This window comes from Rhizobium sp. FG96, from assembly GCF_057808655.1.
The window spans coordinates 341,334-357,255 of record NZ_JBMDIL010000004.1; the positions used below are offsets into that span (position 1 = coordinate 341,334).

Sequence of the window (15,922 nt, forward strand, 5' to 3'; positions counted from 1 at the left end):
CGCGCCTAGATAAGCGCCTTCAGCGGCCTGCTGAACTCATTGCCCAAAGGAGATTTCAATGTCTGTTTCCATGTACCGGCTGACCGTTCCGGTCTTTCAGCGCGGATTGAAAACGCTTGCCGCCTATCTCGACAAGGCGGAGGCTTACGCGAAGGAAAAAGGGATCGATTCCAGCATCTTGGTGAACGCAAGACTGGCGCCTGACATGCTTTCGCTCGCCGGCCAGTTTCAGCGCGCTACCGATACCGCGAAGTTCGGCATCACCCGCCTGACCTCGACCGAAGCGCCGAAATTCGAAGATAACGAAACGACGGTCGCCGATCTGCGCGAACGCCTCGCCAAGGCCGAAGCCTATCTGGCGACGGTTACGCCTGACATGCTCGATGGCGCTGCAAAGGCAGAAGTCACCCGCCAGATCGGCGGCAAGACGGTAACGCTGAGCGGCGACGAATATCTCGCCACGTTTGTGCTTCCGAACTTCTATTTCCACATCGGCATGGCCCACGCCATCTTGCGCAACCACGGCGCCCCGGTCGGCAAGATGGACTATCTCGGCAATTTCGGCTGAACCCTTCAGGGCCGGTAAGACACCGGCCCTTTTTCCGTCAGTTCGGTATAGGCAAGCGTCTGATCGAGGTGGCGCGCCCTGAGCGACAGCAGCTTCTCCGCATAGGCAAGCCGCGTTCCCGCATGCGCGGGATCGGCGGCAAGGTTCCGCAGCTCCATCGGATCAGCCTTTAGATCGAAGAGCAGCGGCGGCAGCGCCGCGAAATGCACATACTTGAACTGTTCGTCGCGGATGACCGCGAGATTGCACTGATTGGGCCTTAGCCCGAAATGCGCCTCGGCATCACCGCTGGCGATCTCCCGGAAGTCGAATTCCCAGAAGGCCGCATCCCGCCACTGGCCGGCATCCGCACCATCGACAAGCGCGCGCAGCGAACGGCCATCGAGCCCGTTCTGAGCGCTCATGCCAAGCGTTTCGCAAAGCGTCGGGAAGATATCGGCAGCGCTGGTGAACTGGCTGATGGTCGCGCCTTTTTGCCCTGTGCGCGGATCACGGATGACGAGCGGGATGTGATAGCTGCCGTCGAAGAAGCCGCCCTTCCCCAACATCCAGTGGTCGCCCATCATCTCGGCATGGTCGGAGGTGAAGATGACGATCGTGTCATCCCAGATCCCGGCATCCTTCAGCGCCTGCCAGATCCGCCCGAGCTGCGCATCCACCTCGGCAATCATCCCATAGTAGATCGCCCGGATTGCTGCGAAATCATCGGCATCCCAATCGTTGACCAGGCCTTTGGCGCCATGGATGAAGCTACCTTTGCCGCTCCTTGGCATCGCATAGGCGAGATAGGGATGCACCTCCATCTCCGCTGCAGCGGAAGAGGCACGCGCGAAGGCCGGTCCGTCACCGGGCCTGAACATCGCGCCATAGGGCTCCGGCACCGAAAACGGCGGATGCGGGCGGAGAAAAGAGACATGCGCAAACCAGGCATCCTCCTGCTCGCCGAGCCAGCGAATGAATTCACCCGCCAGAAAAGCCGTCTGCGTCTCGTCTTTTGAATAGGCCGGGCTGCCGGCCGATATTTCACCCGCCTGTGCCCCGGCCGGAATATGGATATCGCGGTTCACCGCCCCGGCATGCCCGCGCGACCGGAGCCAGGACAGCCACTGCTTTTCGTGCTCCGGCAACAACTGCCGTGCCGTGAAACCTGGCAGCAGGCCTTCATAGCTCGTCAGATGCGGATCACCGGCATCGAGTGCCCGCGGATCGGGCGCCGTATCGGTATAGCCGAACAGCGTCGGATCATAGCCTGCCCGCCGCGCCATCAGCGCCAGATTGTCGAAACGACGGTCGAGCGGCGACCCGTTCCGGCAGACCCGGTGGTTCATCTGATAGAGGCCGGTATAAAGCGTGGCTCGCGCCGGGGAGCAGGGCGCCGCCCCGGCATAATGGTTGCGAAACAGCACGCCCTCGCCGGCGAGCGCATCGACACCAGGCGTCCGCACAGTGGGATGGCCGACTGCGGAAAGGCAATCACCGCACCATTGATCCGCGGTGATCAGGAGAACGTTCGGACGTCTGCTCAAGGCTGCCTCAGTGCTGATTGGTGCGCGAATGCCAGTTCCAGGCCGAGCTTATGATCTGCGACAGATCATATTGCGGCACCCATCCGAGCACATCGCGCGCCTTGTCGTTATTGGCAACCAGCGTATGCGAATCACCCTCGCGGCGGCCGATATATTCGACCGGGAACGGCCGGTTCGACACATCCTCGATCGCCCCGAGCAACTCCTTCACGGTCGTGCCGGTACCGGTGCCGAGATTGAGCGCCACCGACTCACCGCCGCGCAGCAGATATTCGACCGCGCGCACATGGGCGTCGGCAAGATCCAGCACATGAATATAGTCGCGCACGCAGGTGCCGTCGCGCGTCTCATAGTCGCTGCCGAACACCTTGAAGCCTTGGCGGCGGCCGAGTGCTGCATCGATCGCCAGCGGGATCGCATGCGTTTCCGGATCATGCCACTCGCCGATCCGGCCCTCGAAATCGGCCCCGGCCGCATTGAAATAGCGCAGAATCACCGAGCGCAGGCCCTTATACTGGTCATAATCGGCCAGCGCCTGCTCGACGATATACTTCGTCCGTCCGTAAGGATTGATCGGCACCTGCCGGTGCTGTTCATCGAGCGGCACGCTCTGCGGCAGGCCGTAGGTTGCGCAGGTCGAGGAAAACACGAAGGCATTGATCCCGGCCGCCTGCGCCGCCGACAGCAACGTCAGTGTCCCAACCACATTGTTCTCATAGAAGGCAACGGGATCCTTGACCGATTCGCCGACCTCGATCAGCGCCGCAAAATGCAGGATCGCCGAAGGCTTGTGCTTCGCCAGCACCTCATCGAGCCGCGCCCGGTCCCGGATATCCCCTTCCTCGGCCGGCCCCCATTTGACGAATTCCCGATGACCATTCGAGAAATTGTCGAAAACGACGGGCTTATACCCCTTGTTCGCCAGATCGAGGCACGTATGCGAGCCGATATAGCCGGCTCCGCCGACCACGAGAACAGTTTCACCTGCCATGCACCACCTTTGTTGCCGTATCGGATGACAGGAACCTAGAGGAGATAAACGGCAAGAAAAAGGGGGACTGACCGAGAGATGCTGCAGAGCAGCAAAAGAGGTATAGGAAGGCTTAGCTCGGGTGGCGAGCGCTGTGCCGAAATGTCGGACCCGGCAAGAACTATGCTTGGAAGATGAATGGCGGAGAGGGTGGGATTTGAACCCACGGTACCCTTGCAGGCACGCCGCATTTCGAGTGCGGTACATTCAACCACTCTGCCACCTCTCCGCAGTTCTGGTTGGCGCTGTTGGGCGCGGGCTGTCTCATAGCGATAGAATCACGGACTGGCAAGACGAAATTGAGAAGCTTTTTCATCCTTCTGCCTTGACAGATTTTTGACACTCGTCTATCCCGCGTCCGCAATAGGCGTGGAAAAGTCCGTGCCTTGCCCGCTCCTCGCTCGCGTGGAGCTTCACCGGCAGACAGAGTTTGGGGCATCCGCCCTGAAATCCCTGCTTAACACAGACTGATAAAAAGACGGCCACCTGCATCTTGCGGGGAGAGCTGGATCGAACATGAAAGGATTAAACAATGTTCGCAGTCATCAAGACCGGCGGTAAGCAGTACCGTGTGGCAGCAAACGACGTGCTGACCATCGAGAAGCTTGAAGCATCCGCTGGCGACTCCATTGAATTCACCGAAGTACTCGTCATCGGCGAAGGCGCCGATGCGGCGATCGGCGCACCCTTCGTCAAGGGCGCATCGGTAAAGGCCGAAGTGGTCGAGCAGAACCGTGGCAAGAAGGTCATCGCCTTCAAGAAGCGCCGCCGTCAGAACTCGAAGCGCTCGCGCGGTCATCGCCAGCATCACACGGTTGTCCGTATCACGGACATCCTGGCAGCCAAGTAATCGGTTTCGGGCAACAAGGTTTAAAGGAGAAATCCAATGGCACACAAAAAAGCTGGCGGTTCGTCGCGCAACGGTCGCGACTCTCAGTCTAAGCGCCTTGGCGTGAAGAAGTTCGGCGGCGAAGCCGTCATCGCAGGCAACATTATCGTGCGTCAGCGCGGTACGCAGTGGCATCCGGGCGCCAATGTCGGCCTCGGCAAGGATCACACCATTTTTGCGCTTACGGCAGGCAATGTGGACTACCGAACGAAGGCCAATGGTCGCGTGTACGTATCTGTAATGCCGAAAGCCGAAGCAGCGGAATAAGCCGGTAGCGCTTTAAAACAGCCGGCGTCTCATCGACCCGGCTGAGCGTATCAGGTTCAGTCCAGAAAACAGGGGAGATGGGGCGCCATCTCCCCTTTTTCTTTGTCCATAAGGAGGACTGAACATGCAAGGCGAACTGATCAGGGTCGACCAATCACGGTCAACCCGGGAAGACCAGAGGTCTCCCAAGGAACGGCTGAGGCCGGAGCGGTTAAGGATTGATTGCCCTGTCTTGTTATCGGAACGGCTCGTCATGCGCGCGCCGCACGAGGAAGACATTGACGCCCTTTCCCATCTCGCCAACAACGCCAAAGTCGCCACAATGGTATCGCGCATGCCGCACCCGTATACCGCCAATGATGCCGCTGACTTCGTGCGTCGCACGAAGAATGGCGAGATCGGCAAGTGCGTCTATGCGATTACCAAAGCTGAAAACGGCGCGTTTATCGGTTGCTGCGGTGTCGAGCCGCATGCCGATGGCCGCACCGTCGAGATCGGCTACTGGCTCGGCGAACCCTTTTGGGGTCAAGGCTACACGACGGAAGCGTGCCACGCGCTGGTCGACATGGTTTTCCGCACCAGGGAAAACATCGACCAGATCGATGCCCGTTGCCGGGTGATGAACATCGCCTCGCGGCGGGTCATACAGAAGTGCGGCTTCCAGTTCCAGGGATCCGGCCTTGCCGCATCGCTGGCGCTCGGTTCCAACGTACCCGTCGAATGGTACCGGCTGGATCGGAAGACCTGGATGTCGCTGAGAAGCTGGGGGGCTCTGTCATGAGTGCTGCCCTGCTCGACCGGCCGAAGGTCCAACCGATGACGCCGGGGCCTGCCCCGGTTATCGGCACGGCAAGACTGTCGCTGCGCCCTCACCGGCTGAGCGATGCCGATGCCATGGCGGAAACGCTGTCCGACTTTGCCGTGACGCGCATGCTTTCGCGCGTCCCGGCACCCTATCACCGGCAGGATGCTCTGGACTGGTTGGTTCCGGTCACTTCAGGCGCCCTGCCGGGCTGGAACCTGGCGATCACCAATGGCGACGATGCCCATATCGGCATGGTTTCCGTCGAGCTTCGTCATGGCCGCTGGCACCTCGGCTACTGGCTGAACCGCTACTACTGGCGGCGCGGCTACATGAGCGAGGCTGTCGAAGCCGTTCTGGAGCGGTTCTCGCGCCGGATGCCCGACATGCCTGTTCATTCCGGCGTGTTTGCCGACAATCCGGCATCGCTCCGGCTGCAGGAAAAGCTCGGCTTCCGGATGACCGGCTGCTCGGAGATCTACAGTTTCGCCCGCAACACCATGGTGGCGCATGTCGAAACCGTTCTCCAGCCCGGCGCACTGCAAGCCGCCAGGGCCGCCTGAAACATGAAGGAGACGTCGCGGTTCCGCCGCGGCGTTTCTAGATTTCGATCTCGGCCCAGATGGGGAAGTGATCGGAACCGACAGACCCCGTATCGATATGGGCGCCTCTCAGGCTGCCTGCCAATCCGCCGCTGACGAAACAATAATCGAGATGCATGCGCTTTCCGTGATCTCCAGGATCCATCCAGCTATAGCTTCCCGGATGATAACCATCGAGCGCCGCAAGCGCATCGACCGGCGTGCCGACGCGCGGGGTGCGGCCGTAGTAGCCGTCCCTGGCACCGGCGAAAGCACAATATTCCGGCGATTCCGGCACCATGTTGAAATCGCCCATGACGACGTAATCCTCCGGCAGAGGCAACTCCTCCAGACCGATCTCCGCCGCTCCGCTGACCGACCCGCCTTCAAGGCGAAACGCATTGATCCGCTCGTTGAGATGGCGGATCTGGGCAATGCGCTCGTCGACCCAGACATGGTCGAGATGCACGGAATAGACGCGCAGCGGCCGGCCGGGAATATCGATCAACGCCTCGGTCGCGCCGCGCTGCAGGTTGAGCTTGGAGACCGTGCGGCTGCGCGGCAACAGGATCGCTCGCGTCGACAGGATCGGAAAACGCGACAGGATCATGTTGCCGAACTGGAAGCGCGTGCCACGCGGCGGAAAGCCGCCCTCGCCGGCCGCAACATGCAGATCGCACGGCGCGCCATAGACCCAGAAATAGTCGGGAAAGAAGGCCGCCAGATCGGCCGGCATGTCGGCAAAATCGTTCTTCTCGTAGCCTCGGGTCACCTCCTGCAGGGCGATGACGTCAGCACCCTCGAGGCTCTCCGCAATGCGTCCCAGGTCGTAAATCCCATCAAGACCGAAGCCGTACTGTATGTTATAGCTCGCAAACTTCACGATATTCTTTGACCTCCGCATGAACCGCCTATATCGAAAGCGGCGAATGGGGCGCGTTAATAGCCACCGGTACTGGAAGTAAAATGAAATTTCTCGACGAAGCAAAGGTCTATATCAAGTCTGGAGACGGTGGCGCGGGCAGCGTCTCGTTCCGGCGCGAGAAGTTCATTGAGTTCGGCGGCCCCGATGGCGGCGATGGCGGACGCGGTGGCGATGTCTGGGCCGAGGCTGTCAACGGGCTCAATACCCTGATCGACTTCCGCTATCAGCAGCACTTCAAGGCGCAGATCGGCACGCACGGCATGGGCCGCAACCGGACCGGCGCCAATGGCGGCGACGTCACGCTCAAGGTGCCGGTCGGCACGCAGATTTTCGAAGAAGACCGCGAAACGCTGATCTGCGATCTCACCGAGGAAGGTCAGCGCTTCCGCATTGCAGCCGGCGGCAACGGCGGCTTCGGCAATGCGCATTTCAAGTCTTCGACCAACCAGGCGCCCGATTGGGCCAATCCCGGCCTCGAGGGCGAGGAAAAGACCATCTGGATGCGGCTGAAGCTGATTGCTGACGCCGGTCTCGTCGGTATGCCGAATGCCGGCAAGTCCACCTTCCTGGCCTCGGTCACCCGCGCCCGCCCGAAGATCGCCAACTATCCCTTCACCACGCTGCATCCGAACCTTGGCGTTGCGACCGTGGACGGCCAGGAATTCATTCTCGCCGATATCCCGGGCCTCATCGAGGGCGCCCACGAAGGCGTCGGCATCGGTGACCGCTTCCTCGGCCATGTCGAGCGCACTCGCGTTCTTCTGCATCTTGTTTCCGCACAGGAAGAGAAGGTCGGCAAAGCCTACAAGACCGTCCGCCACGAGCTCGAAGCCTATGGTGAGGAACTCGGCGAAAAGGTCGAGATTGTCGCGCTGTCGCAGATCGACGTGCTTGACGACGAAACGCTGAAGAAGAAGACCAAGGAACTTGCCAAGGCCTGCGGCCGCACCCCGTTCCAGATTTCGGCAGCGACCGGCAAGGGCATGACCGAGGTGCTGCGTGCTTTGCGCGAGATCATCACCGAGGCCAATGCCGGCTCGTCTGAAAAGATCGCCAAGACGCCGAAGCTTCGTCACCGCGATATGGCATCCGATGAAGAAGGCGAAGTGGATGACAACGCGTAAGCCGCTCGACCGCTATCGCCGCATCGTCATCAAGATCGGCTCTGCACTGCTCGTCGATCGCAAGACGGGCCTGAAGAAGGCTTGGCTCGATGCCTTGTGCGCCGACATCGCAGCGCTGAAGGCCAAGGGCACCGATGTTCTCGTGGTTTCCTCCGGTGCTATCGCCCTCGGCCGCTCGGTTCTCGATCTTCCCTCCGGCGCCCTGAAGCTGGAAGAAAGCCAGGCTGCCGCCGCCGTCGGCCAGATTTCGCTGGCGCGCGCCTGGTCGGAAAGCCTGTCGCGCGACGAAATCGTCGCCGGGCAGATCCTGCTGACACTCGGCGATACCGAAGAGCGCCGCCGCTATCTCAACGCCCGCGCCACCATCAACCAGCTCTTGAAGATCGGCGCCGTGCCGATCATCAACGAAAATGACACGGTTGCCACCAGCGAAATCCGCTATGGCGACAATGATCGCCTAGCCGCACGCGTCGCGACAATGACCGGCGCCGACCTGCTGATCCTGCTTTCGGATATCGACGGCCTCTATACCGCCCCGCCGCATCTCGACCCGGATGCAAAATTCCTGGAGACGATCGCCGAAATCACCCCCGAGATCGAAGCCATGGCCGGTGGCGCCGCCTCCGAGCTGTCGCGCGGGGGCATGCGCACCAAGATCGACGCTGGCAAGATCGCGACGACCTCCGGCTGCGCCATGATCATTGCCTCGGGCAAGACGGATAGCCCGCTATCAGCCATCGCCAATGGCGCCCGCTCTTCCTGGTTTGCGCCATCTGGAACGCCCGTGACCGCCCGCAAGACCTGGATTGCCGGTCAGCTGCAGCCTGCGGGCGAGCTCCATATCGACGAGGGCGCGATGACGGCGCTCGGCGCCGGCAAGAGCCTGCTTCCCGCAGGCGTGCGCAAGATCAACGGCGTCTTCAGCCGCGGCGACACGGTTGCAATCATCGGCCCCTCGGGCCGCGAGATTGCCCGTGGTCTTGCGAGCTACGACGCCGACGAGGCCCGCCAGATCGCCGGCCGCAAGTCCGCGGAGATCGAGAAGATTCTCGGTTATCCCGGCCGTGCCGCGATGATCCACCGTGACGACATGGTGATGACGGCGCAGATAAGTTCGAAATCGGAAAGGCAGAGGAAGGACGCAAGCTATGCTTGATACCGTTGTGCAGGGCCCTGACATTGATGTGCTGATGAACGACATCGGCCGCAAGGCAAAGGCTGCAGCACGACCGTTGGGCTTTGCCTCCACCGAAAGCAAGAACAAGGCGCTGAACGCCATGGCCGATGCGATCCTGCGCAACAAGGCGCATATCCTCGCCGAAAACGCCAAGGACCTGAAAGATGTCGAAGGCGGCAGCCTGCTGGCTTCCTTCATCGACCGCCTGACGCTGAACGACAAGCGCGTCGCCGAAATGGCCGAGGGCATCCGCACGATTGCCGCGCTCAAGGATCCGGTCGGCGAAGTCATCGCCGCCTGGGACAGGCCGAATGGCCTGAAGATCCAGCGCACCCGCACGCCGCTCGGCGTCATCGGCGTCATCTTCGAAAGCCGCCCGAACGTGACGGCAGATGCCGGCGCGCTGTGCCTGAAGGCCGGCAATGCGGTAATCCTGCGCTGCGGCTCGGATTCGCGCCGTTCCTCGCAAGCGATCCATGCCTGCCTGGTCGAGGGTTTGAAGGAAGCCGGCCTGCCAGAGCATGCGATCCAGCTGGTTCCCGTCACCGACCGTGCCGCCGTCGGTGCTATGCTACGCGGCCTTGAAGGCGCGATCGACGTCATCGTGCCGCGTGGCGGCAAGAGCCTTGTCGCCCGCGTACAGAACGAAGCCCGCGTCCCGGTCTTCGCCCATCTCGAAGGCCTCTGCCATATCTATGTCGACAAGTCTGCCGATCTCGGCATGGCCAAGGAGATCATCGTCAACGCCAAGATGCGCCGCACCGGCGTCTGCGGCGCTGTCGAGACACTGCTGGTCGACCGCGCGGTCGCTGAAACGCATCTGAAGCCGCTTCTCGATGGACTTGCTGCCGCCGGCTGCGAAATCCGTGGCTCTGCCGATGTCCTCAACGCCGCTCCGGGCATCAAGCCTGCGACCGAGGAAGACTGGTCGACGGAGTATCTCGATGCCGTCATTTCAGTTGCGCTTGTCGATGGTATCTCCGGCGCGATCAAGCACATCCAGACCTATTCGTCGAACCATACCGAAGCCGTGATCGCCGAGGATCCTGCCGTCGTTGAGCGCTTCTTCACCGAGATCGACTCGGCCATCCTGCTGCATAACGCCTCGACCCAATTCGCCGATGGCGGTGAGTTCGGCATGGGGGCGGAAATCGGCATCGCCACCGGCAAGATGCACGCCCGCGGCCCAGTCGGCGTCGAGCAGCTCACCTCCTTCAAATACCGCGTTCGCGGTACCGGACAGACGCGGCCCTGACGTGATCCCAGAAGAGATCGACCGGCGCTATCTTCGCATGCCGCACACCGAGCGCGGCATGGTCGTCGGTCTTTTCGGCGGGTCGTTCAACCCGCCGCACCAGGGCCACGCGCTGGTGGCCGAGATCGCCATCCGCCGCCTGGGCCTCGATCAGCTCTGGTGGATGGTGACACCCGGCAATCCGCTGAAGAGCCGCAATCATCTGGCGCCGCTCGCCGAGCGCATCGCGCTCAGCGAGACGATCGCCACCGATCCGCATATCAAGGTCACGGCCTTCGAGCAGTCGATCGGCATCAGCTACACGGCCAATACGCTGGCGCGCGTAAAGGCGCGCAATCCGCATGTCCATTTCGTCTGGATCATGGGCGCCGACAGTCTGGAAACCTTCCACAAATGGCAGAAGTGGCAGGATATCGCCCGCACCTTCCCGATCGCCGTGATCGACCGGCCCGGCTCGACGCTCTCCTATCTTTCTTCGAAAATGGCCAAGACCTTCGCCTTTGCGCGTATCGATGAGGATGATGCAAGGGCGCTCTGGAAGAAGCCGGCGCCCGCCTGGACCTTCATCCACGGACCGCGCTCTGCCTTGAGCTCGACGGCAATCCGCAAGGCTGCCGAATAAACGAATTCTGGAAGTGTGGAGAAATGAAAAGCCCGACGGGGGAGGATCCGTCGGGCTTCATAAACTTGATCGACAACTGGGAGGAGGAGTGTTGCCGATCCATATCGAACGGCCTGGGAGGAGGAGTGGCCGTTTCGATGAGTATGTTTTACCATAATCGATCGAAACGTGAAGATCGCATATCGCATTGCAGCAATGCATCATGCGCAAGGCTAGGCTAAATACTTCGCATGATGATGCTGCTTTTTGCGGCAATCCGAACGGGCTATCGGTAGACCCGTTCCGAAAAGGCGCTCATTCCTGACCGGATCATCAATTCATAGACCATTCGCCTGCTGATTGGATTGTGGAGCCTTGCAACTTTGGACCCCAGGAATTCCGTTTCGACATGGTCGAAGGCAGTCAGGTCCGGCGCCTTGGCGATGACATCGTAATAGAACTGGTGATGGTCGCGGCGGCAGACATAGGTCTTGTACTTGGTCATGCAGAAGGCCGAGAACTCCGCGCCATTCTCGCGCAGGAAGTCGGCGACCCCGACCGTGACCTCCGGCCATGCCGGATTGAAGGTGTCGTCGAAGGCGATCACGCCATGCGGCGCCAGGCAATCCTTCGCCAGCTGGCTGTCGGCCACGACATGCGGCAGCATATGCCCGCCATCGATGCTGAAGAATCGGATTTCGCTCGCCTTGGCCCTGATCTCATCGGCTGAAAGCCGCGTGCTATCGCCCTTGATGACCAGCTCCTCATCGACAGCAAGTCCGAGACGCCGGCCATTCTCTAGGAAACGGCCATATTGCGGCGAGGCGCCGTCATCGGTCTGGCCGAGATCGAAGAGATCGATCGCCACGACCTTCTGCTCCGGACCGCAGATTTTACGGAAGAGGTAATATGAGCGCCCGTAGAACACGCCGATCTCGGCAATGCCGCCGGCAAGGCTCTTGCTATTTTGACTTTGCAACAACGAGAGGAACACCAGTGCATCCGGGGGATCAATGTATCCCTCGATCGTCTGCAAGTCATGAAAGATGAATTTCCGTGTCGTCGAGTTCATCAAAACTGCTGATCCTCTATGCCTGTTAATTCCATAGCGATTCCTGCATATTTCTACCGTCATTAAACAGCAGATAAAACAGTTTCGGCAAGATCAACCCGAAGATGACTCTATTTTACTTTGTTCTCCAAGGGATTCCGGCAGAATAGATGCAATCATCGCGAGAAAAATGTCGCGATTGCTTCGTCATTTGTGGCAATACTTGGGCAGATAATCTATAGCGCTTCCGCAATATGTCCTGCCAAATATATCGCTAGCAAAGCAGCAACAGATCGATATATTCCCTTCGATATTTCGAACTGGGGAGTGAATGACATGCAAAACCGCCGCCATTGGATGAAACTGGCTATTGCCGCGATTTCGGCAGGCTTTATCGGCCTCGGCACCCTACCGCAGCCGGCCGCAGCCGCCGAGAAGGTCACCGTTTTTGCCGCAGCCAGCCTCAAGGATGCGCTCGACGCCGCCAATGCGGCCTGGGCAAAGGAGAGCGGCAAGGAAGCCGTCGTTTCCTACGCAGCAAGTGGCGCGCTGGCAAAGCAGATCGAGAATGCTGCACCGGCTGATGTCTTCATCTCCGCCGACCTCAACTGGATGGACTATGTCGCCGGCAAGAAGCTGATCAAGGACGACACGCGCTCCAACCTGCTCGGCAACCGCCTGGTTCTGGTCGCCGCCAAGGACAAGGCCAAGCCTGTCGACATCAAGCAGGGCTTCGATCTTGCCGGTCTGATCGGCGACGGCAAGCTTGCCATGGGCGAGCCGAAGTCTGTCCCGGCAGGCAAATACGGCCAGACCGCGCTCGACAAGCTCGGCATCTGGAAGGCCGTGGAGCCGAAGGCAGCCTTTGCCGAAAGCGTCCGCGCCGCGCTGGCCCTCGTTTCCCGCGGCGAAGCGCCCTACGGCATCGTCTATCAGACCGACGCGGCTGCCGATAAGGGCGTTGCGATCGTCGGCACCTTCCCGGCCGATTCCCATCCGCCGATCATCTACCCGGCCGCCCTTCTCGCCGAGAGCAAGAATGCCGATGCGGCTGCCTATCTCGATTTCCTGAAGTCCGACAAGGCAGCTCCGTTCTTCACGGCGCAGGGCTTCACGATCCTGAAGTGATCGAACTGAAATGATTGCGGAATTTCATTCTGCAGCTTAGCGTGAAGGCTCGCACATCAGCGAGCCTTCTATCTTTTTGGAGAACAGCGATCTTGGATGCCCTTGGCCTCAGCGCCGAAGAGTGGACCGCCATCATGCTGAGCCTGCGCGTCTCCGCCGTGGCCATGGTGGCTAGCCTGCCATTCGGCATTGGCGCCGCCCTGCTGCTCGCCCGCGGACGCTTCTATGGCAAGTCGTTGCTGAACGGCATCATCCATTTGCCGCTTATTCTTCCTCCTGTCGTCACCGGCTTCCTGCTGCTCGTCCTGTTTGGCCGCCGTGGGCCGATCGGCAGCCTGCTTGACCAGTATCTCGGCATCGTCTTCTCCTTCCGCTGGACGGGCGCGGCGCTTGCCTGCGCCGTCATGGGCTTTCCGCTGATGGTCCGCAGCATCCGCCTGTCGATCGAGGCCGTCGACCGCAAGCTTGAGGAAGCTGCGGGAACACTGGGCGCCAGCCCGCTCTGGGTCTTCCTCACCGTCACTCTGCCGCTAACGCTTCCGGGCATCATCGCCGGCATGATCCTCTCCTTCGCAAAGGCCATGGGCGAATTCGGCGCGACCATCACCTTCGTCTCCAACATCCCGGGCGAAACGCAGACGCTGTCGGCCGCCATCTACACCTTCACCCAGGTACCGGGGGGGGACGCCGGCGCCTTCAGGCTGACGATGGTGGCAGTCGTCATTTCGATGGCGGCCCTGCTGGCCTCCGAATTCATGGCCTATCTCGCCGGCCGGAGGATCGATCCGGAATGACGCTGACCGTCGAAGCCAGACATCGCCTCGGGTCCTTTCGCCTCGACGGCGCCTTCACGTCCGAAAGCGGCGTCACCGCCTTGTTCGGCCGCTCCGGTTCGGGCAAGACCTCGATGATCCGCATCATCGCCGGATTGACCCGGCCCGAAGAGGGCAGGGTGCTGCTCGACGGAGAACCACTGACCGACACCGCAAAGGGCATTTTCGTCCCCCGCCATCGCCGCCGCTTTGGCTACGTTTTCCAGGAAGCGCGCCTTTTTCCGCACCTGAGCGTTCGCAGCAACCTGACCTACGGCCGGTGGTTCGCGCCGAAGACGGGCGGGGCCGGTGATTTCGACCGGGTGATTGACATGCTCGGTATCGAGCCATTGCTTGGCCGCAGCCCGGCGAAGCTTTCTGGCGGCGAAAGACAACGCGTTGCCATCGGCCGGGCCCTGCTTTCGTCCCCGCGCCTGCTATTGATGGATGAGCCGCTGGCCGCGCTCGACGACGCGCGCAAGGCCGAAATCCTGCCCTATCTCGAACGGCTGCGTGACGAGACCCAGATCCCGATCGTCTATGTCAGCCATTCCATCGCCGAAGTGGCACGCCTCGCAAGTCAGGTCGTCGTCATGCGCGACGGCAGGGTTGACGCGATCGGCAGTGCCGTCGATGTCTTGAGCAAGCCATCGACGGAAGAGGGGCGGCGCGAGGCCGGCGCATTGCTGGAAGGAACGGTCGAAAGCGTCGATACCATCCACCGGCTCGCCACCGTGGCGCTGAAAACCGCGCAGCTGCAGCTCCCCGGAACGGCGGTCCAGCCCGGCAAGCGCGTGCGCATCCTCATCCCGGCCCGTGACGTCATGCTCGCGACCCAAAAGCCGGAGGGCCTCAGCGCCCTCAACATCCTCAAAGGCAGCATCCGCGATCTGGCGCCGGCCGACGACGGAACGGTCGAGATCCAGGTGGATTGTGGTGGCGATATCGTGCTGTCGCGCATCACTGCACTCTCTGTCGAGAGACTGGCATTGGCGCCGGGCAAGCCCGTCTACGCCATCATAAAGACGGTGGCGCTGCAGCCGTGATCAGCGCTGCCCGCTATCGGCAGGGCTGCGGTTGTCTTCGAGCCAGGCGAGCTCGCTGGCAAGGGTCGTGCGCACTGTCGCTTCCATCCGGCGGAAGCAGGCGAGCAGCTCCTCACCGAACGGCGTCAACGCCGCGCCGCCACCCTTCTGGCCACCCCGCTGCGATTCGACGACCGGCTGCTTGAACATCCGATTCATGTCGCTGACCAGCAGCCAGGCGCGGCGATAGGACATGTCCATCGCCCTGCCCGCCGCCGAAATCGATCCTGTTTCGCGAATATGCTCGAGGAGTTCCATCTTGCCGCGGCCGAGGCGATCCTCGTGCGGGAAGCTGATACGGAGCACCGGAATGAGATTGTTCTTGGCGAGCTTGGGCATGTAATCCGCATTTTCTAAAACAATGGCGGCACTTTACGCCGGGCCTTTGCCGCTGTACACCGCCGCCATCGACTGCGGCCTGTCATAATTGTTGATCGCCAGCGCAAGTCTTCGCGCTACGAAACCGGGCCTGTGTCTTGAAAGATTAATGGTTTGATGCCTATCTTAACTATGATTTGGACGATCCAAATCAGTTGATGTGCATGTCTGTTATTCCAGGAAAGGGAAAGCACTGACAACAGTACACGCCAAGGGAAGAACGCTCGCCGTTATCCCGAAGAGCCCGGAACGTGGCGCCGATGCCGCTGCCCGCGCCCTGCAAGCCGTCCTCGCCAGCCTCGAGGACTCGAAAGCTGAAGATATCGCCACCATCGACATTGCTGGGAAATCTGCGCTGGGCGACTACATGGTCGTTGTCTCCGGGCGATCGAACCGCCATGTCATGGCGATTGCCGACCACCTCCTCTCCGATCTGAAGGACGACGGCTTCGGTGCCGCTCGTGTCGAGGGACAGGAAGGTGGCGATTGGATCCTGATCGATACCGGCGATATCATCGTGCACGTTTTCCGCCCCGAAATCCGCGAGTTCTACAACATCGAAAAGATGTGGGCCGCTCCGGATATGGACGAAGAAACGCGCCACTAACAGGCACCCGGCCTTCATCCGGCGCCTGACATGCGGCATGCAGCAAGGCCGGAAACAATGGACACCGGCCTCAGTAGGCCGGTTTTGCGTTCTTGAAGGGCGCTGAACAGGAGCGG

General features: G+C 61.0%; 18 protein-coding genes and 1 tRNA gene. 13 read left to right on the forward strand and 6 right to left on the reverse strand.

Annotated features, from left to right (window positions below):
• Positions 1-58 precede the first annotated feature (58 nt).
• Entirely contained in the window at positions 59-568 is a 510-nt protein-coding gene (locus ACODR6_RS10095) for a DUF1993 domain-containing protein (RefSeq protein ID WP_489022446.1), read from the forward strand.
• A gap of 5 nt (positions 569-573) precedes the next feature.
• Here ACODR6_RS10095 and ACODR6_RS10100 read toward each other — a convergent pair whose 3' ends face one another.
• The 3 genes from ACODR6_RS10100 to ACODR6_RS10110 all read right to left on the reverse strand — a co-directional run bounded on the left by ACODR6_RS10100 (position 574) and on the right by ACODR6_RS10110 (position 3,353).
• Complete coding sequence (locus ACODR6_RS10100) at positions 574-2,124, reverse strand: alkaline phosphatase family protein (RefSeq protein ID WP_489022516.1); 1,551 nt, start codon at positions 2,122-2,124, stop codon at positions 574-576.
• Positions 2,102-3,085, reverse strand: a complete 984-nt coding sequence (gene galE / locus ACODR6_RS10105) for a UDP-glucose 4-epimerase GalE (protein ID WP_489022447.1) — start codon at positions 3,083-3,085, stop codon at positions 2,102-2,104. Before galE ends, ACODR6_RS10100 begins: the two co-directional genes overlap by 23 nt.
• Before the next feature lie 178 nt (positions 3,086-3,263).
• A tRNA-Ser gene (locus tag ACODR6_RS10110) sits at positions 3,264-3,353 on the reverse strand.
• Between the two features lie 303 nt (positions 3,354-3,656).
• On the opposite strand from ACODR6_RS10110, the gene rplU reads away from it, so the two are divergent.
• The 4 genes from rplU (at position 3,657) to ACODR6_RS10130 (ending at position 5,645) form a co-directional block, all read left to right on the forward strand.
• Positions 3,657-3,974 (forward strand): 50S ribosomal protein L21, encoded by a 318-nt coding sequence (gene rplU / locus ACODR6_RS10115; RefSeq protein WP_112385937.1) that lies wholly within the window; start codon positions 3,657-3,659, stop codon positions 3,972-3,974.
• A 36-nt stretch (positions 3,975-4,010) separates the two neighbouring features.
• Positions 4,011-4,280 carry a 50S ribosomal protein L27 gene (rpmA, locus tag ACODR6_RS10120; protein ID WP_112718171.1) on the forward strand — a complete coding sequence of 90 codons (270 nt, stop codon included), beginning with the start codon at positions 4,011-4,013 and terminating at the stop codon, positions 4,278-4,280.
• A gap of 124 nt (positions 4,281-4,404) precedes the next feature.
• Positions 4,405-5,061, forward strand: a complete 657-nt coding sequence (locus tag ACODR6_RS10125; RefSeq protein ID WP_489022448.1) for a GNAT family N-acetyltransferase — start codon at positions 4,405-4,407, stop codon at positions 5,059-5,061.
• Positions 5,058-5,645 carry a GNAT family N-acetyltransferase gene (locus ACODR6_RS10130; protein WP_449098874.1) on the forward strand — a complete coding sequence of 196 codons (588 nt, stop codon included), beginning with the start codon at positions 5,058-5,060 and terminating at the stop codon, positions 5,643-5,645. The genes ACODR6_RS10125 and ACODR6_RS10130 overlap by 4 nt, the downstream gene beginning before the upstream one ends.
• 37 nt (positions 5,646-5,682) lie before the next feature.
• Here the strand turns inward: ACODR6_RS10130 and ACODR6_RS10135 are convergent, their stop codons facing one another.
• Positions 5,683-6,546, reverse strand: coding sequence for an endonuclease/exonuclease/phosphatase family protein (locus ACODR6_RS10135; RefSeq protein WP_489022517.1), 864 nt, complete (start codon positions 6,544-6,546; stop codon positions 5,683-5,685).
• A gap of 83 nt (positions 6,547-6,629) precedes the next feature.
• Between ACODR6_RS10135 and obgE the strand changes: the two genes are divergently transcribed.
• From obgE to ACODR6_RS10155, 4 genes are read left to right on the forward strand one after another with little or no spacing between them, the layout of a single operon-like run.
• On the forward strand, positions 6,630-7,712 hold the full coding sequence (obgE, locus tag ACODR6_RS10140; RefSeq protein ID WP_112718165.1) for a GTPase ObgE: 1,083 nt from the start codon (positions 6,630-6,632) through the stop codon (positions 7,710-7,712).
• A complete protein-coding gene (gene proB, locus ACODR6_RS10145) occupies positions 7,699-8,868 on the forward strand; it encodes a glutamate 5-kinase (protein ID WP_489022449.1) in 1,170 nt (389 codons plus the stop codon). Before obgE ends, proB begins: the two co-directional genes overlap by 14 nt.
• On the forward strand, positions 8,861-10,144 hold the full coding sequence (locus tag ACODR6_RS10150; protein WP_489022450.1) for a glutamate-5-semialdehyde dehydrogenase: 1,284 nt from the start codon (positions 8,861-8,863) through the stop codon (positions 10,142-10,144). The genes proB and ACODR6_RS10150 overlap by 8 nt, the downstream gene beginning before the upstream one ends.
• A 37-nt stretch (positions 10,145-10,181) precedes the next feature.
• Positions 10,182-10,766, forward strand: coding sequence for a nicotinate-nucleotide adenylyltransferase (locus ACODR6_RS10155; RefSeq protein WP_413711279.1), 585 nt, complete (start codon positions 10,182-10,184; stop codon positions 10,764-10,766).
• A 265-nt stretch (positions 10,767-11,031) separates the two neighbouring features.
• Here the strand turns inward: ACODR6_RS10155 and ACODR6_RS10160 are convergent, their stop codons facing one another.
• Complete coding sequence (locus ACODR6_RS10160) at positions 11,032-11,817, reverse strand: class I SAM-dependent methyltransferase (RefSeq protein WP_489022451.1); 786 nt, start codon at positions 11,815-11,817, stop codon at positions 11,032-11,034.
• 315 nt (positions 11,818-12,132) lie between these two features.
• On the opposite strand from ACODR6_RS10160, the gene modA reads away from it, so the two are divergent.
• The 3 genes from modA to modC all read left to right on the forward strand — a co-directional run bounded on the left by modA (position 12,133) and on the right by modC (position 14,782).
• Positions 12,133-12,924 (forward strand): molybdate ABC transporter substrate-binding protein, encoded by a 792-nt coding sequence (gene modA, locus ACODR6_RS10165; RefSeq protein WP_489022452.1) that lies wholly within the window; start codon positions 12,133-12,135, stop codon positions 12,922-12,924.
• Between the two features lie 92 nt (positions 12,925-13,016).
• Positions 13,017-13,718, forward strand: a complete 702-nt coding sequence (gene modB / locus ACODR6_RS10170; RefSeq protein ID WP_112718153.1) for a molybdate ABC transporter permease subunit — start codon at positions 13,017-13,019, stop codon at positions 13,716-13,718.
• Positions 13,715-14,782, forward strand: coding sequence for a molybdenum ABC transporter ATP-binding protein (modC, locus tag ACODR6_RS10175; protein ID WP_489022453.1), 1,068 nt, complete (start codon positions 13,715-13,717; stop codon positions 14,780-14,782). The genes modB and modC overlap by 4 nt, the downstream gene beginning before the upstream one ends.
• On the opposite strand, the gene ACODR6_RS10180 is transcribed toward modC, so the two are convergent.
• Positions 14,783-15,160, reverse strand: coding sequence for a winged helix-turn-helix domain-containing protein (locus tag ACODR6_RS10180; protein WP_489022454.1), 378 nt, complete (start codon positions 15,158-15,160; stop codon positions 14,783-14,785).
• Positions 15,161-15,359: 199 nt separating this feature from the next.
• Here ACODR6_RS10180 and rsfS point away from each other — a divergent pair, with 199 nt between their 5' ends.
• Complete coding sequence (rsfS, locus tag ACODR6_RS10185; RefSeq protein WP_112718147.1) at positions 15,360-15,806, forward strand: ribosome silencing factor; 447 nt, start codon at positions 15,360-15,362, stop codon at positions 15,804-15,806.
• Positions 15,807-15,922: the final 116 nt, after the last annotated feature.